Below are 22,649 nucleotides of genomic sequence, written 5' to 3'. Positions count from 1 at the left end.
CGTATTCGCAGCATCGTTTTCCGTCGATCCTTCAACCGTCGCGGCGCCGCTCCCGTACTCCGTCGTGGCGGCGTGACCGCGCCGGCCGGGAGGAGCGTGACGGATGGACCGCAGACGATTGACAGCCATCGGCGTGATGGTGGCGACGGTGGGCGCGGCGGCGGCGGTGACGCTGCCGTCCTTCGCGGGGGAGGAGGCCGCTCCCCGCGGCGGTACGGCCGCCCCGGCGGCCGGTGACGTCGCGCCGGAGGTGGTCGACGCGATGCGGCGGGACCTGTCGCTCAGCCCGGACCAGGTCACGGAACGGCTCGCCACCGAACGCTGGGCGACCGGGGTGGTCAACGAACTGCGGAGCGAGCTCGGCGCCGACTACGGCGGCAGCTGGCTCGGCGCGGACGGCCGGACCCTCAACGTCGCGGTCGCCGACCGGGCGGAGGCCGAGCGGGTCCGCGCCGCCGGGGCGGTGCCGAAGGTGGTCGCCCGGGGCGTCGGGCAGCTCGACACGTTCAAGACCCGGCTGGACCGCGCCGGCGGTTCGGCGTCCGACGCGGTGTCCGGCTGGTACGTCGACATCGCCGACAACTCGCTGGTCGTGCTCGCCCGCCCCGGTGCGGAGGAGGCCGCCTGGCGGCTGGTCGACCGCACCCGCGTACCCCGGCAGGCGGTCCGGGTGGACGCCTCCAGCGAGGAGCCCCGGCTGCTCTTCGACGTCCGCGGCGGCGACCCGTTCACGATCGACGGTGCGGGCCGGTGCTCGGTGGGCTTCTCCGTGGTCGGCGGCTTCGTGACCGCCGGGCACTGCGGCCGGGTGGGCTCCCGGACCGACGGGGCGAACGGCGTCGGCCAGGGTGTCTTCCGGGCCTCGTCGTTCCCCGGTGACGACTGGGCGGTCGTCGAGGTCAACAACGCGTGGACGCCGCAGCCGGTGGTCAACGACTTCAACGGCGGGACGGTGCCGGTGGCCGGTGCGCAGGAGGTGCCGGTCGGTGCGTCGATCTGCCGTTCCGGCTCCACCACCGGTGCCCGCTGCGGCGTCGTCCAGGCCCGCAACGCCACCGTCCGGTACCCGGAGGGCACGGTGACCGGGCTGGTCCGGACGAACGTGTGCGCCGAGCCGGGCGACTCGGGCGGCTCCTGGATCTCCGGCGACCAGGCGCAGGGCGTCACCTCCGGCGGCTCCGGCGACTGCACCCGGGGCGGCACCACGTTCTTCCAGCCGCTGCGGGAGATCCTCGACGTCAACGGGCTGACCCTGGTGACCACGGGCAACACGCGTTAGCGGTCGCCGACCCCGCCGGGTCCGGGACCACCGGCCCGGCGGGGTTGTCTGCTGTTGCCGGTCGAGTAGGCGCTGGTATGCGTTGGTGACTCTGAGGGAGTGGCTTGCGGCGTGGGTAGTGCGTCGTGGCGGGTGTTGGTCGAGAGCCTGGCGGCGCCACCGTGCTGCTGCCGGGCGCGGCTGGTCGGGGTGGATGTCGTACCGCGTGGTTAATGTGCCGGATGTGGGGCACCGGGATCGGTTGAGCGTCGTGCAGGCGTACCAGTTCGCTCTTGACCTGTCCCCGGGGCAGGAGCGGGCGGTGCTGGGTCTGCGGGTGCTGCGCGAGCGGCGTTCAACCGGGGGCTGGCGCGGGTGAAGGCGGTGATGGATCAGAGGGCTGCCGAACGCAGCTACGGTATCCCCCAGGAGCACCTCACCCCCACGATTGGCTGGTCTCTGCCGGCCCTGCGCCGGTGGTGGAACGCGGTGAAGGGCGAGGTGGCGCCGTGGTGGCGGGATTACTCGAAGGAGGCGTACAACACCGGCCTGGACGCCCTCGCCCGCGCGTTGAAGAACTGGGCCGAGTCCCGCTCCGGTAGGCGGGCCGGCGGCCGCGCGGTCGGCTTTCCCCGGTTCAAGTCGCGCCGCCGGTCAATCCCATCGGTGCGGTTCACCACCGGGACCATCCGAGTGGAGCCGGATCGCCGGCATGTGGTGCTGCCGCGGCTGGGCCGGTTGAGGCTGCACGAGTCGGCCCGCAAACTCGCCCGCCGGCTTCAGGCCGGTACCGCCCGGATCCTGTCCGCCACCGTGCGCCGTCACGGTCACCGCTGGTACGTGTCGTTCACTTGCCATGTGGAGCGGGCGCACCGCACTCCCGCCCGTCCGGATGCGACGGTCGGCGTCGATCTTGGGGTGAAGCATGAACGCACGTTCACCTGCACCACCTGCAGCCTGGTCCTGGACCGGGACGTCAACGCCGCACGCAATTTGGCCGCCCTCGCGGCCACCGTCGCCGGGAGTGGCCCGGAGACGCTAAACGGACGCGGAGCCGACCATAAGACCCCGCCCACGGGGCCGGTGGCAGTGAAACGTCCACCCGGCACCGCCACCGCGGACAAGACCGGGACTGTCCCACCGCAAGGTGGGACATCCGACCATGAGCTAATTCCCGCATCATGAGAGGAAACGGTCAGGGCAGCGCGGCCACCGCGTCGGCGTACGCCGAGCCGGTGCGTACCGCCGACTCCAGCAGCACGTCCAGCTGGACCGGGGCCACCCCGTGCGACAGGTCCGTGCTGACGTCCCCGGCCAGCACCAGCTCGGCCCCGGAGTCGTGCACGTACGCGGTCGGCAGCAGCCGGTCCTGGTTCCAGGAGTTGCAGAACGCGTACGCCTCGGCCCGCCGCGACGCCGGGAGCCGGCGGCTGGCCACGGTGCGGACGTGCAGGATCTCGCCGCGCTCGCCGGCCCGCCGCACCTGGATGAGCGCCTCGCCCCAGCGCCCGACGACGGTGTCGGCGGCGTCCACCACGTACCGGTCGCCGCGCCGCTCCAGGGCGGCGGTGACGAGCGCCAGGCTCAGGGGGACCGGCCTGTCGTCCGGCAGGTCGTCGGCCAGCCCGTCGTCCGGCGGACCGTCGTCCTCGGGCCAGTCGGGGGGCCACGGGACGGGAGCGACAAGCATCTGCTCGGCCCGCGTCCGCTCGGCCAACCAGGACGCGATCCGCCCGGACTGGTGACCGGTGCCGTTGCGGGCGTCGAAGCTGCCGGCCAGGCCGGTGGCCAGGTCGAGCAGAGCGGTGCCGAGCGCCTCGACGTCCAGGTCGGCGGCGGGTCGCGACCCGGACGCCGGCCGGTGCACGGTCCGCGCGTCCAGCCCCGCGTCCGTCGCGACGGCGCACACCAGCGCGCCGGCCGCCGCGAACTCCATCGCGGACAACTCGTCGTCGGCGTGGTCGAGGCTCGGCAACCGCTCGGCGAGGATGTCCAGCCCGCGGCCGGGATGCCCGGCGAGGGCGCAGAAGCGCAGGTGGGCCGCGAGGTACGGGAAGGCGGCCCGCTCGTGCCGGTGCCGCCGGTACGCCCGGACGTGCGCCGCCACGGCCCGCTCCGGCTCGCCGGCCCGCAGCCACGGCAGCATGCCGGCGGTGAGCACCCGCTCGGGCGCCTCGGTGCAGTCCGGCCCTCCGGCGTCGGCGAGCTCGTCCAGCGCCGCCCGCCAGTCGCCCCATCCGGCGAGCAGCTCCGCCCGTCGTACGCGGGCGCACTCCGGGCAGCCGTCGGCCGGGTCGGGCGCGGCGGCCGCCCAGCGGTCGTACCAGGACCGGGCGGCCGGCTCGTCACCGAGGTGGTCGGCGATCCGGCAGCGGAGTTCGGCGACCACCGGGGCGTCGCCGGCGGCGAGGTCGTCGAGCAGGGCACGGGCCTGGTCCAGCCCGACGCGCGAGCTGCCCAGCAGGGCCTCCACGGCGTACCGCTGGTACCGCGACAGCACCTCCCGGCCACCGGGTGGCAGCAGGTCGGGCCGGCGGTCGGCGGCGGCGAGGCAGCGGCGGACCGGCTCGACCAGGCGCCACCGCTGGCCGTGCAGCAGGTACGACTCGATCAGTGCGAGCCGGGCGTCCAGCGCGGAGCGGTCGTCACCGGCCGCGTCGGCGCGCGCCGCGATCCGTTCCAGCTCCGCGCTGCGCGTCTCGCCGTCGGGGGAGTCCCGGATGTCGGCCAGCTCCTCGGCGAGGGCGCGGCGGTCCCGTTCCGGCCGGCGGCGTCCGGGCAGCCACCCCGGCCAGCCGAACTCCTCCAGCCCCCGGCCGCCGGGCTGCCCGGTCACGGCAGCACCCCGCCGGGCAGGCGGGCCACCTCGGCGGCGAGCTCGCAGCCGGTGGAGATGCCGCAGTGGAGCAGCCGGTCGAGCTGGTGCGGGGTCACCCCGTGCTCCAGGTCGGTGATGACCTCGCCGCAGACGCGGGCCCGCCCGTCGTCCTCGACGTGCACGAACGCCTTCGGCCAGAGCCGGTCGTGGTTCCACGCGTTGCAGAAGGCGTGCAGCGCCGGCACGTACTCGATGGCGAACGTCGGCGCCAACACCGTGCGCACCTGGAGCAGCTCCCCGGCGGCGCCCGGGCGGAGGAACCAGATTAGGCTGTCGGCCCACCGGCCGACCAGGTCGCCGGCCGGGTCGGTCTCGATCGCGTACCCCCGGCCGGCGAGCACGGTGGCGATCAGCTCGCCGGTCAGCGGGCGCAGCGCGCCCGGGTACCCGGCCTGGGGGCGGTCCGCACCGTCCGCGATCGGCGACGCCATGGGGCATCCCTTCTGAGGCGGATATCACGACCGGCGGCGGATTCGCACGACGACGCGCGGACACGACCCGGAAAAGCGGCGATCTGCCGGGTACCGCCGTTAAGTTGATGCTATGGCGGGCCGTACCTCTCAGGCGAGCCGGCGGCGCGGCGCGTCGCCGCGTGGCACCACGAACAACCGTGCCCGTCAGCCAGCGAAGAAGGCCCGTACGCCGGCCCGGCGGCGCACCACGGCCACCCGTCCGGGCCCCGCCGCCTACCTCGGCCGTGCCCTCGGTGCACTGTGGATGGGCTTGGCGCACGGTGTGGGCTGGGGGTTCCGCGCAGTCGGCCGGCAGGCCGCCTCGGCCCGTGATCTCGACCCGGAGCACCGCCGCGACGGGGCCGGGCTGCTGGTGCTCGGCCTCGCCCTGCTCAGCGCGGTCGGCATCTGGTTCTCCGGTGCGGGGCCGGTGGGCCAGCGGCTGGCCGACAGTGTCCGGCTCTTCCTCGGCGCCATCGCCATCGTGGTGCCGGTGCTGCTGATGATCGGTGCCTGGCGGCTGATGCGGCAGCCGGCCGATCCCGAGCACCGCGGCCGCGGCCTGGTCGGCTGGGGCTCCATGCTGGTCGCCACCGCCGCGATGCTCCACATCGGGCAGGACCCGGTGGATCCGGTCCAGCGGGACTTCGCCGGCGGCCTGGTCGGCGCGGGCGTCGGTAGCCTGCTGGAGCGCGCCGTGACCGCCTGGGTGGCGGTTCCGCTGCTCGTCCTGCTGCTGGTCTTCGGTCTGCTGGTGGTCACCGCCACGCCGATCAACAAGATCCCCGAGCGGCTGGGCCTCCTGGCCGGCGCGGTGGTCGGCACCCCGCCGGCCGAGGACGCCGAGGAGGCGGCCGACAAGCCGGCCCGCCGGCGCCCGGCGAAGCGGATGCCGCCCCCGCTGGACCCGGACGACTTCGACGACGACCTGGAGGGTGCCGACCTCCAGGAGACGCTCGTGCTGCCCCGCAAGCCGCCGGCAAAGGTGCCGGCCAGCCGCAAGCCGGCCGAGCCGCCCGAGCACTCGCCGCTGCCCACGCGGGCCGAGCAGCTCGCCCTGACCGGGCTGGCCGGCGACTACACGTTGCCCCCGGCGAACCTGTTGGGCAGCGGCGCCGCCCCGAAGACCCGGAGCAAGGCCAACGACGAGGTGATCGCCGCCCTGACCGGCGTCTTCGACCAGTTCGACGTGGACGCCGCGGTCACCGGCTTCACCCGGGGCCCGACGGTTACCCGGTACGAGGTCGAGCTGGGCCCGGGCGTCAAGGTCGAGCGGATCACCCAGCTCTCCCGCAACATCGCGTACGCGGTGAAGTCACCGGACGTCCGGATCCTCAGCCCGATCCCCGGCAAGAGCGCGGTCGGCGTGGAGATCCCGAACACCGACCCGGAGAACGTGGCGCTCGGCGACGTGCTGCGCTCCCGGACGGCCACCAGCGACCACCACCCGATGGTGGTGGCGCTCGGCAAGGACATCGAGGGTGGCTACGTGGTGGCCAACCTCGCGAAGATGCCGCACATTCTCGTGGCAGGCGCGACGGGAGCCGGTAAGGCTCTAGCCCTGGATACGCCGATCGCCACGTCAGCCGGGTGGTCCACGATGGGTGACCTCGCTGTGGGCGACCAGGTGTTCGACGAGGAGGGGAGGCCGTGCAACGTGGTCGCGGCGACCCCTGTCATGCATGGTCGCCCGTGCTACGAGGTCGAGTTCTCCGACGGCACGGTCATCGTGGCCGACGCTAGCCACGAGTGGCGGACGACGACCCGGGCCGGGCGCACGCAGCGCAGGCACCGATGGACGGATGGTTCCTACTGGGCGGAGGCTGACCGTGAGCTGGTCTCACGTCGGACTCGAGAGGTGCTGAGCGAGCCTGATCGACCGGTATCCACTAGCGAGGTGGTGACGGATCTCGGCGAGCAGTTCCGGAACGTCGTCTCCCGGGTGCTCCAGGAGGTGCCGAAGGAGCAGACGCTCGCCCGAACGCCCTACCACCGTGGCGGTCGCCGGATCACCCGATGGGTGCCGACCTACTCCCGCCACCGCGTCTATAAGGCGCTGTGCCAGCGGGTCCTTGCCGCTGGCCGATCCGTCGGTAGGAAGCGCCATGATGAAGGGACGGTGACGACCCGGGAGATCGCGGAGAGCCTGCGCGTCGGCCCAAACGGCGAGTGGGCGAACCACGCGGTCGACGTGGCTGGGCCGTTGGTCTGCCCCGAGCGGGAGCTGCCGATCGCGCCGTACACCCTGGGCTGCTGGTTGGGGGACGGGACAACAGGCACGGCCGGCTTCACCTGTGCTGACGACGAGATCCTGGATCAGATCCGGCTGGATGGTTACGAGGTCATCAGACAACCCAGCGGTCGGATCCAATACACGATCTCCAATCGGCAGGAACGCGAGCTCCGTGTCCTGGAAGCGTTGCGCCTGGTTGCACGCGGCGTCAGCGGGCCAGCCGCAGCCCGACGGGTCGGGGTCTCCGCCACTGCCGTCTACCTCGCAGGCAAGGCGGGGCTGCCAGCGGGCGACCCGCAGCCACACTCGGTAGAGGTCCAGGATCGTGGGCCGTACCGCACGATGCGGGCGCTCTTCCGGGAGATCGGTGAAAAGCACATCCCGCCGGCCTATCTGCGCGCGTCCGAGAACCAGCGGAGGGCGTTGCTCGCTGGTTTGTTGGACACCGACGGTACGGTGTCGAAGCGCGGCGGCGTCGAGCTTGCACTTACTTGCGAACGGCTCGCCCACGACGCCCTCGACCTCGTCCTCGGCCTGGGTTACCAGGCGACCATGACCACGAGGCAGGTCAAGGGCAGGCACAGTGCGACCTCGACCTGTTACCGCATCCGCTTCACCCCGAAGGACAAGGTCTTCCGGCTCACCAGGAAGCTGGTCCGTCAGGTGACGGAGAGCCGTCCGAGCACCTCACGGCGCTACATCGTGGATGTGCGACCGGTGCCGTCGGTCCCGGTGCGGTGCATCCAGGTGGACAGCCCAAGTCGTCTATTTCTGGCCGGTCGCACCCTCGTTCCCACCCATAACTCCAGCCTGCTGAACTCGCTGCTGGTCTCGATCCTCACCCGGGCCACCCCCGACGAGGTACGCCTGCTGCTGGTCGATCCGAAGCGGGTCGAGCTGACCAGCTACGAGGGGATCCCGCACCTGGTCACGCCGATCGTGACCAACGCCAAGAAGGCGGCGGACTCGCTGGAGTGGGTCGTCCGCGAGATGGACATGCGCTACGACGACCTCGCCGCCAACGGGGTCCGGCACATCGACGACTTCAACCGCAAGGTCCGCAACGGCGAGATCAAGGCACCGCCGGGCAGCGAGCGGGAGCTGCGGCCGTACCCGTACCTGCTGGTGATCGTCGACGAGCTGGCCGACCTGATGATGGTCGCCCCCCGCGACGTCGAGGACTCCATCGTCCGGATCACCCAGCTCGCCCGGGCCGCCGGCATCCACCTGGTGCTCGCCACCCAGCGCCCGTCGGTCGACGTCGTCACCGGCCTGATCAAGGCCAACGTCCCGTCCCGGCTGGCCTTCGCGACGTCCTCGCTGGCCGACTCCCGGGTCATCCTGGACCAGCCCGGCGCGGAGAAGCTGCTCGGCCGCGGTGACGGCCTCTTCCTGCCGATGGGCGCGTCGAAGCCGATCCGCATCCAGGGCGCCTGGGTGACCGAGCGCGAGATCTCCGACGTGGTGAAGTTCTGCAAGGACCAGCGCGAGCCGGAGTTCCGGCCGGACGTGCTGACGGTGGCGCAGGAGAGCAAGAAGAAGATCGACGAGGACATCGGCGAGGACCTGGACCTGCTGGTGCAGGCGGTCGAGCTGGTGGTGACCTCGCAGTTCGGCTCGACGTCGATGCTCCAGCGCAAGCTGCGCGTGGGTTTCGCCAAGGCCGGCCGGCTGATGGACCTGATGGAGACGCGCGGTGTGGTCGGCCCCTCCGAGGGCTCCAAGGCCCGCGACGTGCTCGTCAAGCCGGACGAGCTGGAGGAGGTCCTGGCCGGTCTGCGCGGCGGCGACGAGTGACGACGGCCCCGGGTCGCGGTGCGCCGGGCCGGACCCGTCGGGCCGGCACGCGCGGGCGGCGGGCTCGCTCCGGCCGGCCGCCGGGCCCGAGCCGCACGGACCGCGACACGACGACGCCACGGGCCTGCCGGGTACGGCGGGCCCGTGGCGTCGGGGGAGCGGAGTGGGTCAGGAACTGTAGAGCGCCGCGCCGATCAGCATGCCGATGATCATGCCGGCCAGGCTGGCCCCGGCCGCGTACCAGCCCAGTGGCTTGTCGCCGAGGACGGCGCCCACGACGCCCAGGGCGATGCCCGCCAGGCCGAACAGCGGCGGGAGGAACAGGATCGCGATGACCGCGAAGACGAAGCCCAGGATCGTGCAGACGCGGGCGGCGCTGCTGCGGGGGCGCGCGGTGCTGTGGATGTCGGCCATGATGTCCTCCGTGGTGGGTGAGATGTCGGTGCTGGCCGATCTCTACCCACTGTGGTCAGCGGCTACGCCTGGCGGCGTCAGTGGTAGATCTTCAGTCCGACCACGCCGGCGACCACCAGGAGCAGGCAGATGATCCGGGGCAGGCTGGCCGACTCGTTCAGCGCGACCATGCCGACGACGGCGGTGCCGACCGCGCCGATGCCGACCCAGACCGCGTACCCGGTGCCGACAGGGATGTCGCGCAGCGCGTACGCGAGGCCGGCCATGCTGAGCACGAGGGTGACGGCGAAGACCGCCGACGGGACGGGCCGGCTGAAGCCGGCGCTGCGGTCGAGGGCGATCGCCCACGCCGTCTCCAGGAGTCCGGAGATCACCAGAACGATCCAGGCCATCGGGTCACCTCTGTGGGGGTGCCGCCCGGACCGCGGGGGCCGGGACGAGTCGATTCTGCGGGTCACGCGGGGCGTCTTGGCCTGACCGGGTACGCCCACCACTCGTCCGGGGCGGCCGGAGCCGCCGGCGACGACGGTAGCACCGGCGCCGATCCGGGAGCGGTGATCCCGACCACCGCGAGTGGACCTCAACCTGACTTCAACTTGCAGTATGGCCGGTATGCCGCTGCTCTTCGCCGACCCCGAGGTCGCCGCCGCGCTGGACGCCCCGACGACCGTCGCGGCGATGCGGGACGCGCTCCGGGCCGCCCACGAAGGGCGGCTGGTCGCCCCGCCCCGGGCCGCCGCCGCGCTCGGCGGAGGGCGGATGGTGCTCACCGCCGGGCACCTCGTCGGCGAGTGGTACGGCTACCGCTCGTACGACACCTTCGGGCATCCGGAGAGCGAGCAGGTCGTGGTGCTGCACGACGGGCGGACCGGCGCCGTCCGGGCGGTCGCGGTCGGGGAGGAGCTGGGATCCCGGCGTACCGGGGGGTTGGGCGGGGTCGCCGTCGACGCGCTGGCCCGCCCCGACGCGGTGACCCTCGGCGTGATCGGCTCCGGCCGGCAGGCGTGGACCCAGGTGTGGGCCGCCGCCGCGGTCCGGCCGCTGCGTGAGGTGACCGTGCACAGCCGCTCCGCCGCCCGGCGCGCGGCGTTCGCCGCCCGCGTCCGCGCCGAGCTGGGCATTCCCGCCCGCGCGGTCGGATCGGCCGAGGCGGCCGTGGCCGGGCGCGACGTCGTGGTGCTCGCCACGACGAGCACCTCGCCGGTGCTGGACGCCGCCGACCTCGCCCCGGGCACGCACGTCAACGCCGTGGGCTTCAAGCAGGTCGACCGGCAGGAGTTCGGCGCCGACCTGCTCGACCGGGCGGACCTGCTGGTCACCGACTCGCCCGCGCAGGCGGCGGCGTACGCCCCGCCGATGCTCGCCGCGCTGCACCCGTACGCCGGTCGGTTGCGCGACCTGGGCGCGGTGCTGGCGGGCGCGGTCCCCGGCCGGACCGGCGCGGACCAGATCTCCCTCTTCTGCTCGACCGGCCTGGCCGGCACCGAGGTCTTCCTGCTCGACCGCCTGGTCCGCGCCGCCGTCCCGGCCTGACGCCGACCTGCCCGGCCGCTCGCGGGCCCGGTACCCTCGGATGGTGTCTGCCACCTCCCCTTCTTTCGCCGACGGCCGTCGGGTCGCCCTGCTGACCCTGGGCTGCGCCCGTAACGAGGTCGACTCGGAGGAGCTGGCCGCCCGCCTGCACGCCGACGGGTGGCAGGTCACGACGGACGGCGAGGGCGCCGACGTGGTCGTCGTGAACACCTGCGGGTTCGTCGAGAAGGCCAAGCAGGACTCGATCCAGACCCTGCTCGCCGCCGCGGACACCGGCGCGAAGGTGGTGGCGGCCGGGTGCATGGCCGAGCGGTACGGGCGTGAGCTGGCCGACAGCCTGCCCGAGGCGCAGGCGGTGCTGAGCTTCGACGACTACCCCGACATCTCCGCCCGGCTGGGCTCGGTGCTCGCCGGCGAGGCGGTCGACGCGCACACCCCGCGCGACCGCCGGGAGCTGCTGCCGCTCACCCCGGTCAAGCGCCGGGAGGCGGCCGTGTCGCTGCCCGGCCACGGCACCCGCGCCGCCGTCGAGACCGACGAGCACACGCCCGCGCACCTGCGGCCCGTGCTGCGCCGCCGGCTGGACACCGGCCCGGTCGCCTCCCTCAAGCTGGCCAGCGGCTGCGACCGGCGCTGCGCCTTCTGCGCCATCCCCGCGTTCCGCGGCGCCTTCGTCTCCCGCACACCCGACGAGCTGCTCGCCGAGGCCGAGTGGCTGGCCAAGACCGGGGTGCGCGAGCTGGTCCTGGTCAGCGAGAACTCCACCTCGTACGGCAAGGACCTCGGCGACCCGCGGGCGCTGGAGAAGCTGCTGCCGCAGCTCGCCGCGATCGACGGCATCGTCCGGGTGCGGGCGAGCTACCTGCAGCCCGCCGAGACCCGGCCCGGCCTGGTCGAGGTGATCGCCACGACGCCGGGCGTCGCCGCGTACTTCGACCTGTCCTTCCAGCACTCCAGCGAGCCGGTCCTGCGTCGGATGCGCCGTTTCGGCTCCACCGACCGCTTCCTGGAACTGCTGGGCAGCGCCCGGGCCCTGGCCCCGGAGGCCGGCGCCCGCAGCAACTTCATCGTCGGCTTCCCGGGGGAGACCCGGGCCGACGTCGCCGAGCTGGTGCGCTTCCTGACCGAGGCGCGCCTGGACGCGATCGGCGTGTTCGACTACAGCGACGAGGACGGCACCGAGGCCGCCGGCCTGCCGGGCAAGGTGTCGGCAGCCACCGTCAAGCGGCGGTACGACAAGCTCAGCGCCCTGGCCGACGAGCTGTGCGCCCAGCGGGCCGAGGAGCGGCTCGGCTCGACGGTGGAGGTCCTGGTCGACTCGGTCGACGAGGGCGTGGTCGAGGGGCGCGCCGCGCACCAGGCGCCCGAGGTCGACGGCTCGACCACCCTGGTCGCGCCGCCCGGCGGCGGGGTGGACCTGGCCGCGCTGCGCCCCGGCGACCTGGTCCGCGCCACGGTCACCGCGACCGAGGGTGTCGACCTGGTCGCCGTACCGGATGAGATGATCTCGGCGGCGCCCGGCGCGGAGCGGTGACGGCGGGCCCGGACGGAGCGAGGGAGCCACGTGGTGAGGTGCCAGGTCGGCCACGGCGGCCGGAGCGGGGTGCCGCGGTGACCGGGGCGGCGGAGCCGGCTTCGGCTCCGGTGGTCGCCCGGGTGTCCGTGCTCAACGCGGCCAACGCGCTGACGTTGCTGCGGCTGGTGCTGGTGCCGGTGTTCGCGGCGTCCGTGGTCGTCTCCGCGATGAGCCACGCGGGCTGGCGGATCGCCGCCTGCCTGATCTTCGCGGTGGCCTCGGTCACCGACCTGGTGGACGGGTGGATCGCCCGCCGGTTCGGCATGGTCACGTCGGTCGGCAAGGTGGCCGACCCGATCGCGGACAAGGCGCTCACCGGAGCCGCCCTGCTGCTGCTCTCCTGGTACGACCTGCTGCCCTGGTGGGTGACGGTCGTGATCCTCGCCCGGGAGTTGGGCATCACGGCCCTGCGGTTCTGGGTGATCCGCCACGGCGTGATCGCCGCCAGCCGGGGCGGCAAGATCAAGACTGCCCTCCAGATCCTGGCGATCGCCTGGTACCTGTGGCCGATGCCCGCCGCCCTGGCCGCGGTCGGCCCCTGGATCATGGGCGCCGCCGTGGTGGTGACGGTCGTCACCGGCTTCGACTACGTCGCCCAGGCCCTGCGCCTGCGCCGGCGCACCGGCTGAGCGGTCACCGCGCGGCCGGCGTTCCGGCAGGATGAGTACCGCGACCGGGCCGGGGGAAGGAAAGTCGGCATGGAGATCGAGACGGACGCCGACGGCGATCGGCCGGTCGGCAGCCCCGCGGCCGGCGTGGTGCACAGCCTCGTCGAGCGGCAGCAGACCCTCGCCACCGTCGAGTCGCTGACCGGCGGCCTGCTCGCCGCGGCGATCGTGGAGATCGCCGGTGTCAGCAGTGTCTACCGCGGCGGTCTCGTGGTCTACGCCACCGAGCTGAAGTCGGGGCTGGCCGGCGTACCGGAGGATCTGGTGGCCGAGCGCGGGCCGGTCGACCCGGACGTCGCAGTGGCGCTCGCGGAGGGCGGGCGGCGGCGGTGCGGCGCCGACTGGGCCCTCGCCACGACCGGGGTGGCCGGGCCGGAGCCGCAGGACGGCAAGCCGGTCGGGCTGGTGTACGTGGCCGTGGCCGGCCCGTCCGGCAGCGCGGTGCGCGAGCTGGACCTGGACGGTGGCCGCGACCACGTACGGTCGGCCGCCGTCGTGGAGGCGCTGCGCCTGCTGGCCGAGAGGCTCCACGACGCCGACCCGGGACGCCCGGCGGACTCCGGTCCCGCCGAGCGCGACCCGGCCGGCGCCGCCCGTCGGTGAGGGATCGTCCGATTCCGACGGGCGGGGCGGGATGTCGGCCGGGCCCGCAACGGGTACGGTTGCGGGAAGGCTCCGGTGGTCGGGGCCCGGGGGTCCGGGCCGTCGGGGCGGGAGTGGTGTTCCCCAGGGGAGGTGCGATGGTCCTGCTACGCCGGGTGATCGGTGACGCGCTGCGGGCACGCCGGCAGGGGCAGCACCGCACCCTGCGCGAGGTCTCCTCCGCCGCCAACGTCAGCCTCGGCTACCTCTCCGAGATCGAGCGCGGCCAGAAGGAGCCGTCGAGCGAGCTGCTGGCGGCCATCTGCGACGCGCTGGGCGCGCGCCTGTCCGAGCTGCTGCGTGAGGTCAGCGACACGGTCGCCCTCGCCGAGCAGATGCCGGGCGTGCTGGTGCCGGTCCAGGACGAGCCGGTCGAGCAGTCCACTCCGGTGTCGCCGCCGGCCGTGCGCAAGGCCGCCGGGCGCGGTGTCCGTCAGGTCTCCTCCGACGGCACGGTCTCCGTCCAGGTCCGGCAGGACTCCCCGCTCAAGGCCACCCTGCGCAGCACCCGCGTACGCCCCGCCGACCGCGACCGCGACGTGGTCTGCGCCGCCTGATCCACCGGCCACCCGGCTCGTCCGGGCCCCGGGTCCACTTGCGGGCGACCCTGGCTCGACCCTGGTTTCCCGACTCTCGTCATGGTCGGTCACCCCTACGCCGCGTAGGGTTGATCGCGACGGTGGCGACCCCGCTCGTCACGTACGGATGCCGCACTGGCGTCCGCCTGGGACGATGGAGCCACTGCCGTACCGCGGTCGGACGACCACGGGCGGCGCGACGCTACTGAGGGGGTACCGCGGAGATGGCGAACCCGTTCGTCAAGGGTTGGAAGTATCTGATGGCGCTCTTCGGCGCCAAGATCGACGAGCACGCCGATCCGAAGGTGCAGATCCAGCAGGCGATCGAGGAGGCCCAGCGCCAGCACCAGGCGCTCGTCCAGCAGGCCGCCGCGGTGATCGGCAACCAGCGGCAGCTGGAGATGAAGCTGTCCCGTCAGATGTCCGAGGTCGAGCGGCTGCAGGCGAACGCGCGCCAGGCCCTGGTGCTGGCCGACCAGTCCCGCGCGAAGGGCGACGAGGCCGAGGCGTCGCGCTACGAGCAGTCCGCGCAGACGCTCGCCACCCAGCTGGTCTCGGCCGAGCAGGCCACCGAGGACCTGAAGACCCTGCACGACCAGGCGCTCGGCGCGGCGGCGCAGGCCCGCAAGGCCGTCGAGAACAACTCGATGATCCTCCAGCAGAAGCTCGCCGAGCGGGCGAAGCTCCTCAGCCAGCTGGAGCAGGCGAAGATGCAGGAGAGCGTCGCCGCCTCGCTGGAGTCGATGTCCGCGATCACCGCCCCCGGCACCACCCCCACCCTGGACGAGGTCCGCGACCGGATCGAGCGGCGGTACGCCACCGCGATGGGCCGCGCCGAGCTGGCCGGCAACTCGGTCGAGGGACGCATGCTGGAGATCCAGAAGGCGACGCTCGACTCGGCCGGTTCCGCCCGGCTGGAGCAGATCCGCGCCAGTATGGCGGGAGAGAAGCTCGGCGGTGCGACTGAACGGCCGGCCGTCGCGCGGCCCGAGCAGGCCGCCCCGGCGGCGCCGGCCGCCGATCCGGCCGCAGCCGCCCGGCTCGACGAGATCCGGGCCAGCATGAGCCGGGAGCGCGGCAGCGGCGACACGACAGCCGCCGGCTGAGCGGCCCGGGTCGAGGAGGCGACGTGGCAGACGAGCGTACGCGGTACTTCCGGCGGCTCGGCCGGTTGCGGCGGTCCGCCCGCCGGTGGAGCGTGCTGGCCGGGGGCCTCGGCGGGGCCGCCGCCGTGCTCACGCCGTACGCCGGCCTGGGCCTGCCGGACGCGGCCTGGGCCGCCGGCGCGGGCGGCGCGGTGGCGCTCGCCGCGTGGCGGTGGATCGACCTGCGCGCGCTGGCTGCCCGGCCGGCCCCGCCCCCGCTCGATCCCGCCGAGGCGGCGGCCCGGTCCCGGGCCCGGCTGGTCGCCGCCGTGGAGCGGCTCCCCGTCGGGCCGGGCGTGCTCGCCGAGGTCCGCCGGATGCGGTCGAGGGTGGCGCTGCGGGGCACCAGCGCCGCCGAGCCGTTCGCCCGCCTGGACCGGGCCGCTCTCACCTTCGCCGGCATGACGACGCGGCTGACCGGGCTGGCGCAGCCGGCCGTGGCCGAGGCTGCCGCGGCCGACCGGTCGCTGCGGGACCTCGCCGCCCGGGTAGCCAGCGTCGAACGCGCGCTGCGGCTCGCGCCGCCCGACGCCCGGCCCCCGCTCGCCGAGGCGCACGCGGCGCTCGGCGCGCAGTTGGCGAGCGGCGTCGCGGCGTACGAGCGACTGGTCGTGGCCGCCGCCAGCTACGTGGCGGAGAACGCGCGACCGGGCACCGAACACCCGGCGGCGGCCCGGTTGACCGAGGCGACCGACCTGCTGCACGGGGTCGCCTCGGCCCTCGCCGAGCTTCGCGGCGTCGGCACCCCGCTGCGCACCTTCTGATCAGCCGGGTGTCGTCACCGCCACGGCCGCGCTGAACGGGGACGTGCCCACGACGTTGAACGAGCGGATGCGGTAGTGGTAGGTGACCCCACGGGCCAGGCCCGTGTTGGTGAAGCCCCGCCCGCTCACGGTGAAGGTGGCCACCTCCCGGGTGAACGCGGCGTCCAGGGCCCGCTGCACGGTGAACCCGGCGCCCGGCCCGGCCGGGGTGCTGGCCGCCCAGCCCAGGATCACGGTCGCCGTGTCCGGGGCCGGCGCGGTGGCGGTGACGCTCACCGAGGTGGGCGCACCCGGTCGCGGTGGGGTGGTCACCTGCGCGACCGTGGACCACGGTGAGGCCGCGCCGAGGTACGTGGTGCGCACCCGGTAGTAGTACGTGGTGTCCGGTGCCACGGCGGTGTCGAGGTGGGTGTCGCCGATACCGATCGCGGTGGTGCCCGGCCCGCTGGTGAACGTCGGGTTGGTGGCCCGCTGCACGTCGATGCCGGTGGCGAAGGAGCGGTTGCGCCAGCGCAGCGCCACCCGCAGCGGTGCCGCCGGCGGCACCGCCGCGGCGAGCCCGGCCGGCGCGGCGAGCTGCACCGACGCGGGCACGCTGTTCGACCAGGCCGAGCAGCTCACCGAGTTCTCCGCCCGGATCCGGTAGTGGTACGTCACGCCGGGGGTGATCGAGGCGTCGGTGTACCGGGTGGCGGTGGCGGCGACGGTGATCCCGGTGAGCCCCTCGGTGAAGGTCGGGTCGGTGGCCCGCTGGAGCAGGTGGCTGGTGGCTGCCGGCCGGCTGCCGTTGCCGGTCCAGGCGAGCGTGATCGCCGGCAACGCGGTGGCCGATCCCGGTGCCGGCGTCGCGGTCAGGCCGGTGGGCGCCTTCGGGGCGACCCGCAGCACGAGGGGGCGGCTCATGCCCTGGTCCCGGTGGCCGGCGAGCTGGCTGTGCCAGCGGTACTCCCAGCCCAGGTTCACCAGTTGGTTGACCACCAGCGCCGGCCGGCCGTCCACCGGGCTCACCGGTGTCGAGCCGGTACGCGCGCCCGCCGGCCGGGCGGGGTCCAGCAGCCGCACGCTGTCGCCGATCTTGAACGGTAGCGGTGGCGCGACGGGGCGCAGCGCGACGATGACGTCCTCCCGGGGGTTCACCCGGACCACCTGCTTCCACCCCAGCTCGTTCTCGTCCGGCGGCCGTAGCGTGCCGTCCCACCCCGCCCGGTTGACCAGTTGCAGGTCGACCCCGTCCAGCCGGACCGGCTGGGTCTGCCGGCTGGCCCCGCGGATCCGCCAGAGCTGAGTGCCGTCGGCGGGTGCGCCCACCGGCGCCGCCGGGTCGCTGGCCTGCACCACCTCGGTGGCCGGATCGGTCGGGCCGAGCGGCAGCACGGCCGGCGCGAGCGGGCCGCCGTGCGGGTGCCCGACGCCGAGCCGACCGGCGAGCCGGCCGTGACCGGGCTCGAAGACCTGCTGGACCGCCTTCACGGCGAGCGCCAGCAGCACCGGGGAGCCGCCACCGATCGGGGTGAAGCTCACCGTGGTGGCGTGGACGGGCACGACGGTCTCCCGGGCGGTGCGCGTGCCGAGCGCCGCGTCGTACGCGGGCTGCGGCACGATCGGCGGGCGCTGGCTGGACGCGTACGCGCGGGGCAGCCGCTCGCGCAGCCGGGCCAGGTCGTACCGGGGCGCCGGGGTGCCGCTCACCCGGAACTGGAGCAGCGTCCGCGTGTTCGGCCCGTACCCGGGGCGGCTCGGCGGCGTCCCACCCTCGGCCTGGAGGTCCGGCGCGTCGGTGTGGTGGTCGTACCGGGGATCGAAGCCGGGCAACGGGGCCGGGGCGTCGTTGTAGAGGATCAGCGTGCCGCCCGGGGCGACCGCGGAGAAGTCGACCAGCACGTCGGCCTGCTCCCCGGGGGCGAGCAGCAGGGCGTGCCTGTCGACGTTGAGCACGGTGGGGTCGCGCCGGTCGTACCGGTAGGTCACCGGCTGGCTCGGGATCACCACCGGGGCCGGCAGCAGGCCACCCTCGTTGCCGATCTGCACCAGCTCCGGCCCGGCGGCGCGCGGGTCCGGCACCCCGCCCTCACGCCCGTCCGTCGGCCAGCCGGCCGGCCGGCCCGGCACCCTGACCGCCTCGACCATCGGGACCTCGCCGGCTCCCGGGTCGGCGAGCGCGCCGTCCGGATCCCACATCGGACCGGCGGACCGGGCACGGTAGAGCTGGAGGTTCAGGCTGCGGTCCGGGCAGGCGTTGACGATGCGGAAGCGGTAGGCGCGTGGCTGGACGTCGAGCCACGGGTACGCCACGCCGTTGACCAGCACCGTGTCGCCGTACGCGGCCGGCACCGCCGACGGGTGCGGCACACCGGGCGTCATCGGCGGCTCGTCCGGCGCGGTGACCGGGTCGTGGTGGGGGTTCGGCACCGGGCCGGGAGCCGGTCCGGCGCCGTTCGGCCCCGACTCACCGTCCGGGCCGGTCTCCTCGGCGGTACGCGACCACGGCCCGTAGTCCCAGCGTCCGGTCGGGTTGCCGCCCCCGCCGCGGTACGGGTTCTGCCGGGGCTGGTAGACGTGCGGGTGCCAGAGGCTGCCCCGGGCGCCCCACCGGTCCCGGTCCCAGGTCGGGTCCTCGCCGGCGAGCTGGGTGTCGTCCGGCACGAAGGTCTTGTCCTCGAACACCAGCGGGATCTGGTCGGCGGGGAGCACCCCGTCGGCGACCAGCCGCTCCTCGGCCGGGTCGGTGAGCAGGTAGAGCGCGAGCTGCCCGGAGTAGACGGTCAGCCGGGCCAGGCCGACGGTGTTGTCCTGGAACGTGAGCAGCCGTCCACTCTGGTCGTTGGGGTAGTAGAGCGTGGTGGCCCCGGCGCCCGGGTGCGGCATGTCCGGCACGTGGGTCAGCCCGACCCCGGTCGGGTACGGGGTGATCTCCCCCGCCGGAGCGATCCACTGCCACGGGTTGCCCGCGCTGATCCAGCCGGTCTGCGCCCCCGCCAGGTGCAGCACGGCCCGGTTCTGCGGGTACGGCGCCGGCCCGTCGAGCGGCCCGGTGCCCGCCCCCTCGATCGTCGGGTCCACGGGGAGGAACAGTTCGCCGGCCCGCCCGGTGGGCAGCTGGTTGATGAACTTCACCCGCACCGGCCGGCCCCGCCGCGCGACGATCACCGGGCCGAGGTGGACGGGGCGCTCCGGCGGCGCGAGCGTGTTGTGCCCGGTCGGGTCGGTGCCGAGGTTGAGCTGCCGGTAGCCACGCAGTCGGGTCGCCGGGAGGTCGCGGTGCAGGCGTTGCGCGTACTCGCGGAGCCCGATCTCGTAGTAGTCGCACCCCGGATAGGTGATGGTGTCCGGGACCGCCAGCGGCAGGGCGTCGGCGGGCCCGGTGCCGGTGGTGCCGGCGGTGCCGAGCGTGGGCAGCGGGTCGACGAACTTGCGGATCCCGGTGCCGGGCACGACCTGCCCGTCGGCGTCGACGACCGGCAGCGGGCTGTGGGCGTGGTTGGGCACCGGCCCGAAGCAGCGGGGGAGCGCGGCCGGGTCGAGGCTGGCGGGTGCCGGCGCGGCGTCGTCCGCACTCCGGGCCGCCGGGACCGTCGGGCCGGCGTCGGCGCTGCCGGGCTCACCGGTGCCGTCGGGGCGGTCGCCGGCCGGTCGGTCCGCCCACGGGATCCGGAGTCTGCGGAACAGGTCCATGGCTCTCCCGGCGTCGGGCGCGGGGCCGTCACCTCGGCGTGGCGGCGCGGGCGCGCTGATCTGACGGTGTGTGAGCACTCAACCGCAGCATGCGACCCGGACGGGTGGTTAGGAAGTACCCAATCGTCCCTATCTGGGTCGGCGCACCAATTCCTGCCGCGGTCCCCGGAGTGTCCCGCCCGACACGCCGTCTCATGTGGTGGGCCCGGCCGCCGCCGGTGGCCGCGCGGCCCGGTCCTGACCCGGCAGGTCCCGCGGTCCCGTGGAGCGCATGGTGCGCGCGACGCGCTGTCGAGCTGCCCCCACAGATGGGGCAGAGGCGGAAGCGTCTGTGGTGGCACGACCGGCCGAGAGCCGAAGCGTTGCCGGTGCCACCGCCCGGGGGCAGGGAGGAGCGCTCGGCGGTCGCACGGACGGGGCAGCTCGACAGGCACCGGTGCCGCCATGGGACGGGAAGGAGCGCCGGCGGCCCCGGCATGTTCGCCATGACGGTAACCGCACAGACGGGGCAGCTCGCAGCGTCGGTGCCGCCACCCGGAGGCGGGGAGGAGCGCCCGGCGGTCGCACAGATGGGGCAGCTCGACAGTGTCCGAGTCAGCTCTCGGGGTGGGCGAGGCGCGTGCCCGCGTCGGTCACCACCGCGTCGATGGAATCGGCGGCGGCGCGCAGGTCGGCGGCCGTGAAGGGGAGAGGTTCGGGCAACACGAGAGCCAGCCGCTGTTCTGCGCGGGCCGGGTGGCCGGAACCGAGCGGGGCCGTGTGTCCGGGAGCGGGCCGCGGCTGGTGCCCCGTGATCGGGCCGGGGCCGGGGTGCCCGGGACAGGGCCGGGAGCGGTCAGCCGGGCCGCTCGGGTTGGCAGACCGGGCACCAGTAGGTGACCCGCTCGCCCAACTCCTCCTTGCGGATGGCCGTGCCGCAGCGGCGGCAGGGCTGTGCCCGCCGGCCGTACACGTAGCTGGTCTGCCCCCGGTGCAGTGACCCGGTGGTGCTCTGCGTCCAGCGTCCCCGGTTGGCGGCGAGCAGCTTCTGTGCCAAATTGACCGTGCCGGCGAGGTCGGCGACGGCACGGACCGGCGTCCACGGCGACATCCCGCGCAGGAACAGCACCTCGCACTTGTAGAGGTTGCCGATCCCGGCGAGGTTGCGCTGGTCGAGCAGGGCCTCGCCGATGGTGGTGTCCGGGTGCGCGGCGAGCCGCCGGACCGCCTCCGCCGGGTCCCAGTCCGGACCGAGCAGGTCGGGGCCGAGGTGGCCGACGAGTTGGTCCTCCGCGGCGGTCGGGACCAGCGCCAGGTCGTGCAGGTGGTAGCCGACGGCCACCGCGTGCGGGCTGCGCAGCACCACCCGGATCAGGTGCGCCGGGCGCGCGGCCCAGCGTTCGCCCGGCGCGTACGCCCGCCAGGCGCCGTCCATCCGCAGGTGCGAGTGCAGCGTCCACCGGGTGCCGGAATCGGGCCCGGATGGCGGTCTGTCGGCGGCGGACGGGGGCCCGGGGGTCGTCGCGCCCGGCGGGGATTCGAGGCGCAGCAGCAGGTGCTTGCCGCGGCTGGCCGACTCGCGCACCGTCCAGCCGGTGAGGTCGGTGGCGGCGAGCTGGGGCACGCGGAAGTCGCTCCCGGTCAGTCGGGCACCGGCGAGCGCCCGCTGGAGGACGCGGGCGGTGTTCCAGACGGTGTCGCCTTCGGGCACCTCTCCATCCTCCCTCCCACGAGTCATATTCGCATGTGTCGCTATTTGTAGCCAGCTTCCCCTCGATCTCCCGACAAGGGCACTATCAGGGAGTTCTGAGGAGAATGCCCATGAGTCATCATCGACGTCCCGTTCGGTCCGCCGTCCTCTCTGTCATCCTCACCCTCGCCCTCCTGCCGTTCGCGACCCCCACCTCGGCCGCCACGCGCGACGGCAACCGGTGGAGCCTCGACCTCTCCCTCGTCGACGGTGACGACGTCAACGTCCGGTACACCCGTACCGGCCTCCGCCTCGCCGACCTGCGGCCGGCACCGGCCGGTCCGAGCCCGCGCGGCGCCGTCGCCGAGGGGCTCCACCTCTCCGCCCCGCGTACCCTCGTCCGGCCCGCCACCCGCGTCCGGGCCGAGGTCACCGCCCGCGTGCCGCGCGGTGCGACGGTCGAGACGCAGGTACGCGGCTGGCGCGCCAGCGGCTGGACCGAGTGGCGGGAGGCGACCCGCGGCGCCCTGTTCGACACGCCGGTCACCCGGGTGCAGGCCCGGGTCGTGCTCACCGGCGACGCATCGGCCGAGGTGCGGTCGGTCCGACTCACCGCCGACCGGGTCCGGGTCAGCGCCGTCGCCGCCGCCACCCCCGGTCTCACCTACCGGGTGTACGCCACGCGGATCGGCCTGGTCGGCCAGACCACCGCCAACGGCCACACCATCACGGCCCGGGACCACTTCGTCGCCCTGCCCTCCCGGCGCGGCCTGTCCCCGCTGAACGCCGGCGACTACACCGTCCGGGTCTGCACCACCACGGGCAGCCGATGCGAGTACGCCCCGGTCTGGGACGTCGGCCCGTGGAACACCCGCGACGACTACTGGAACCTGAGCTCGGTCCGGGAGAACTGGAAGGACCTGCCGCAGGGCCGCCCACAGGCGCAGGCCGCCTACCAGTACGGCTACAACGGCGGCCGTGACCAGTTCGGCCGTACCGTGCTGAACCCGGCGGGGATCGACCTCGCCGACGGGACCTTCTGGGACGGGTTGCAGCTCAGCACCAACGCCTGGGTCGACGTCGCGTACCTGTGGACCGGCACCGGTCCGCGCGGCGTGGTCGGCGACGGCCCGCTCAACATCCGGGCCGGGGCGAGCACCGCGTACGCGTCGCGCGGCCTGGCCGCCCGGTACGCCCACGTGCCGATCCAGTGCTCGGTGCTCGGCCAGACCGTCGCCGGCCCGTACGGCACCACCAACCGCTGGAACCGCCTGGCGACCGGGCAGTTCGTCAGCCACGCGTACATCCAGGCGGTGTACGGGGGCTCGGTGCCGCGCTGCTGACCGCGTACCGTGGCCGGGCCGGGCGGC

The 22,649-nt window shown here is 74.3% G+C and carries 17 protein-coding genes, 1 pseudogene and 1 riboswitch; of the genes and pseudogenes, 12 read left to right on the top strand and 6 right to left on the bottom strand.

All coding sequences use genetic code 11. The features are described 5' to 3' along the window. The first annotated feature begins 103 nt into the window (after positions 1 to 103). Entirely contained in the window at positions 104 to 1,279 is a 1,176-nt protein-coding gene (locus HCJ94_RS06875; protein ID WP_168000122.1) for a S1 family peptidase, read from the top strand. 354 nt (positions 1,280 to 1,633) lie between these two features. Then, positions 1,634 to 2,443 carry a zinc ribbon domain-containing protein gene (locus HCJ94_RS06870; RefSeq protein WP_205800795.1) on the top strand — a complete coding sequence of 270 codons (810 nt, stop codon included), beginning with the start codon at positions 1,634 to 1,636 and terminating at the stop codon, positions 2,441 to 2,443. Between the two features lie 10 nt (positions 2,444 to 2,453). Here the strand turns inward: HCJ94_RS06870 and HCJ94_RS06865 are convergent, their stop codons facing one another. Then, entirely contained in the window at positions 2,454 to 4,094 is a 1,641-nt protein-coding gene (locus tag HCJ94_RS06865) for a type III secretion system chaperone family protein (protein WP_168000121.1), read from the bottom strand. Continuing rightward, positions 4,091 to 4,567, bottom strand: a complete 477-nt coding sequence (locus HCJ94_RS06860; RefSeq protein ID WP_168000120.1) for a type III secretion system chaperone family protein — start codon at positions 4,565 to 4,567, stop codon at positions 4,091 to 4,093. Before HCJ94_RS06860 ends, HCJ94_RS06865 begins: the two co-directional genes overlap by 4 nt. Positions 4,568 to 4,679: 112 nt before the next feature. Between HCJ94_RS06860 and HCJ94_RS31100 the strand changes: the two are divergent. Both HCJ94_RS31100 and HCJ94_RS31420 read left to right on the top strand, forming a co-directional pair. Then, positions 4,680 to 6,158 (top strand): annotated as a pseudogene (locus HCJ94_RS31100) (DNA translocase FtsK 4TM domain-containing protein); the annotation flags it as partial. A gap of 30 nt (positions 6,159 to 6,188) precedes the next feature. Then, entirely contained in the window at positions 6,189 to 8,618 is a 2,430-nt protein-coding gene (locus HCJ94_RS31420; protein ID WP_373684208.1) for a DNA translocase FtsK, read from the top strand. A gap of 168 nt (positions 8,619 to 8,786) precedes the next feature. On the opposite strand, the gene HCJ94_RS06840 is transcribed toward HCJ94_RS31420, so the two are convergent. Both HCJ94_RS06840 and HCJ94_RS06835 read right to left on the bottom strand, forming a co-directional pair. Then, entirely contained in the window at positions 8,787 to 9,032 is a 246-nt protein-coding gene (locus HCJ94_RS06840) for a hypothetical protein (protein WP_168000119.1), read from the bottom strand. A 77-nt stretch (positions 9,033 to 9,109) separates the two neighbouring features. Next, positions 9,110 to 9,424, bottom strand: a complete 315-nt coding sequence (locus tag HCJ94_RS06835; protein ID WP_155333516.1) for a DMT family transporter — start codon at positions 9,422 to 9,424, stop codon at positions 9,110 to 9,112. A gap of 65 nt (positions 9,425 to 9,489) precedes the next feature. Next, positions 9,490 to 9,558, bottom strand: a riboswitch (guanidine-III (ykkC-III) riboswitch). 86 nt (positions 9,559 to 9,644) lie between these two features. Between HCJ94_RS06835 and HCJ94_RS06830 the strand changes: the two genes are divergently transcribed. The 7 genes from HCJ94_RS06830 (at position 9,645) to pspM (ending at position 15,938) form a co-directional block, all read left to right on the top strand. Then, positions 9,645 to 10,565, top strand: coding sequence for an ornithine cyclodeaminase family protein (locus HCJ94_RS06830; RefSeq protein WP_168000209.1), 921 nt, complete (start codon positions 9,645 to 9,647; stop codon positions 10,563 to 10,565). Positions 10,566 to 10,605: 40 nt separating this feature from the next. Further along, the gene (gene rimO / locus HCJ94_RS06825) at positions 10,606 to 12,099 is read left to right on the top strand and encodes a 30S ribosomal protein S12 methylthiotransferase RimO (protein WP_168000118.1); all 1,494 of its coding nucleotides are present in this window, start codon (positions 10,606 to 10,608) and stop codon (positions 12,097 to 12,099) included. 77 nt (positions 12,100 to 12,176) lie between these two features. Then, positions 12,177 to 12,770: a CDP-diacylglycerol--glycerol-3-phosphate 3-phosphatidyltransferase gene (gene pgsA, locus HCJ94_RS06820; RefSeq protein WP_168000117.1), complete on the top strand. Its 594-nt coding sequence runs from the start codon at positions 12,177 to 12,179 to the stop codon at positions 12,768 to 12,770. 69 nt (positions 12,771 to 12,839) lie between these two features. Next, positions 12,840 to 13,412 carry a CinA family protein gene (locus tag HCJ94_RS06815; RefSeq protein ID WP_205800794.1) on the top strand — a complete coding sequence of 191 codons (573 nt, stop codon included), beginning with the start codon at positions 12,840 to 12,842 and terminating at the stop codon, positions 13,410 to 13,412. Between the two features lie 137 nt (positions 13,413 to 13,549). Further along, positions 13,550 to 14,008, top strand: a complete 459-nt coding sequence (locus tag HCJ94_RS06810) for a helix-turn-helix domain-containing protein (protein WP_168000116.1) — start codon at positions 13,550 to 13,552, stop codon at positions 14,006 to 14,008. Positions 14,009 to 14,253: 245 nt separating this feature from the next. Continuing rightward, positions 14,254 to 15,135 carry a PspA/IM30 family protein gene (locus HCJ94_RS06805; RefSeq protein ID WP_168000115.1) on the top strand — a complete coding sequence of 294 codons (882 nt, stop codon included), beginning with the start codon at positions 14,254 to 14,256 and terminating at the stop codon, positions 15,133 to 15,135. Between the two features lie 23 nt (positions 15,136 to 15,158). Then, complete coding sequence (gene pspM / locus HCJ94_RS06800) at positions 15,159 to 15,938, top strand: phage shock envelope stress response protein PspM (protein WP_168000114.1); 780 nt, start codon at positions 15,159 to 15,161, stop codon at positions 15,936 to 15,938. Here the strand turns inward: pspM and HCJ94_RS06795 are convergent, their stop codons facing one another. Together HCJ94_RS06795 and HCJ94_RS06790 are read right to left on the bottom strand one after the other, a co-directional pair. Continuing rightward, positions 15,939 to 19,610, bottom strand: a complete 3,672-nt coding sequence (locus tag HCJ94_RS06795; RefSeq protein WP_168000113.1) for a hypothetical protein — start codon at positions 19,608 to 19,610, stop codon at positions 15,939 to 15,941. An 835-nt stretch (positions 19,611 to 20,445) separates the two neighbouring features. Continuing rightward, a complete protein-coding gene (locus HCJ94_RS06790) occupies positions 20,446 to 21,300 on the bottom strand; it encodes a DNA-formamidopyrimidine glycosylase family protein (protein ID WP_168000112.1) in 855 nt (284 codons plus the stop codon). Between the two features lie 110 nt (positions 21,301 to 21,410). Here HCJ94_RS06790 and HCJ94_RS06785 point away from each other — a divergent pair, with 110 nt between their 5' ends. Continuing rightward, complete coding sequence (locus HCJ94_RS06785; RefSeq protein ID WP_168000111.1) at positions 21,411 to 22,622, top strand: DUF8814 domain-containing protein; 1,212 nt, start codon at positions 21,411 to 21,413, stop codon at positions 22,620 to 22,622. Positions 22,623 to 22,649 lie beyond the last annotated feature (27 nt).

Origin of the sequence: Micromonospora thermarum (assembly GCF_012034245.1) — a bacterium.
Taxonomy (GTDB): Bacteria; Actinomycetota; Actinomycetes; order Mycobacteriales; family Micromonosporaceae; genus Micromonospora; species Micromonospora thermarum.
Note: the sequence above shows the minus strand (reverse complement) of the source record. Positions and strands in the feature narration are given on the sequence as shown.

Coding starts and splice junctions, on each gene's coding strand:
- HCJ94_RS06810 (WP_168000116.1), top strand. CDS start 13,550: ATGGTCCTGCTACGCCGGGTGATCGGTGACGCGCTGCGGGCACGCCGG.
- HCJ94_RS06860 (WP_168000120.1), bottom strand. CDS start 4,567: ATGGCGTCGCCGATCGCGGACGGTGCGGACCGCCCCCAGGCCGGGTAC.
- HCJ94_RS06795 (WP_168000113.1), bottom strand. CDS start 19,610: ATGGACCTGTTCCGCAGACTCCGGATCCCGTGGGCGGACCGACCGGCC.
- HCJ94_RS06835 (WP_155333516.1), bottom strand. CDS start 9,424: ATGGCCTGGATCGTTCTGGTGATCTCCGGACTCCTGGAGACGGCGTGG.
- HCJ94_RS31420 (WP_373684208.1), top strand. CDS start 6,189: ATGGGTGACCTCGCTGTGGGCGACCAGGTGTTCGACGAGGAGGGGAGG.
- HCJ94_RS06830 (WP_168000209.1), top strand. CDS start 9,645: ATGCCGCTGCTCTTCGCCGACCCCGAGGTCGCCGCCGCGCTGGACGCC.
- rimO (WP_168000118.1), top strand. CDS start 10,606: ATGGTGTCTGCCACCTCCCCTTCTTTCGCCGACGGCCGTCGGGTCGCC.
- HCJ94_RS06785 (WP_168000111.1), top strand. CDS start 21,411: ATGAGTCATCATCGACGTCCCGTTCGGTCCGCCGTCCTCTCTGTCATC.
- HCJ94_RS06805 (WP_168000115.1), top strand. CDS start 14,254: ATGGCGAACCCGTTCGTCAAGGGTTGGAAGTATCTGATGGCGCTCTTC.
- HCJ94_RS06815 (WP_205800794.1), top strand. CDS start 12,840: ATGGAGATCGAGACGGACGCCGACGGCGATCGGCCGGTCGGCAGCCCC.
- HCJ94_RS06840 (WP_168000119.1), bottom strand. CDS start 9,032: ATGGCCGACATCCACAGCACCGCGCGCCCCCGCAGCAGCGCCGCCCGC.
- HCJ94_RS06875 (WP_168000122.1), top strand. CDS start 104: ATGGACCGCAGACGATTGACAGCCATCGGCGTGATGGTGGCGACGGTG.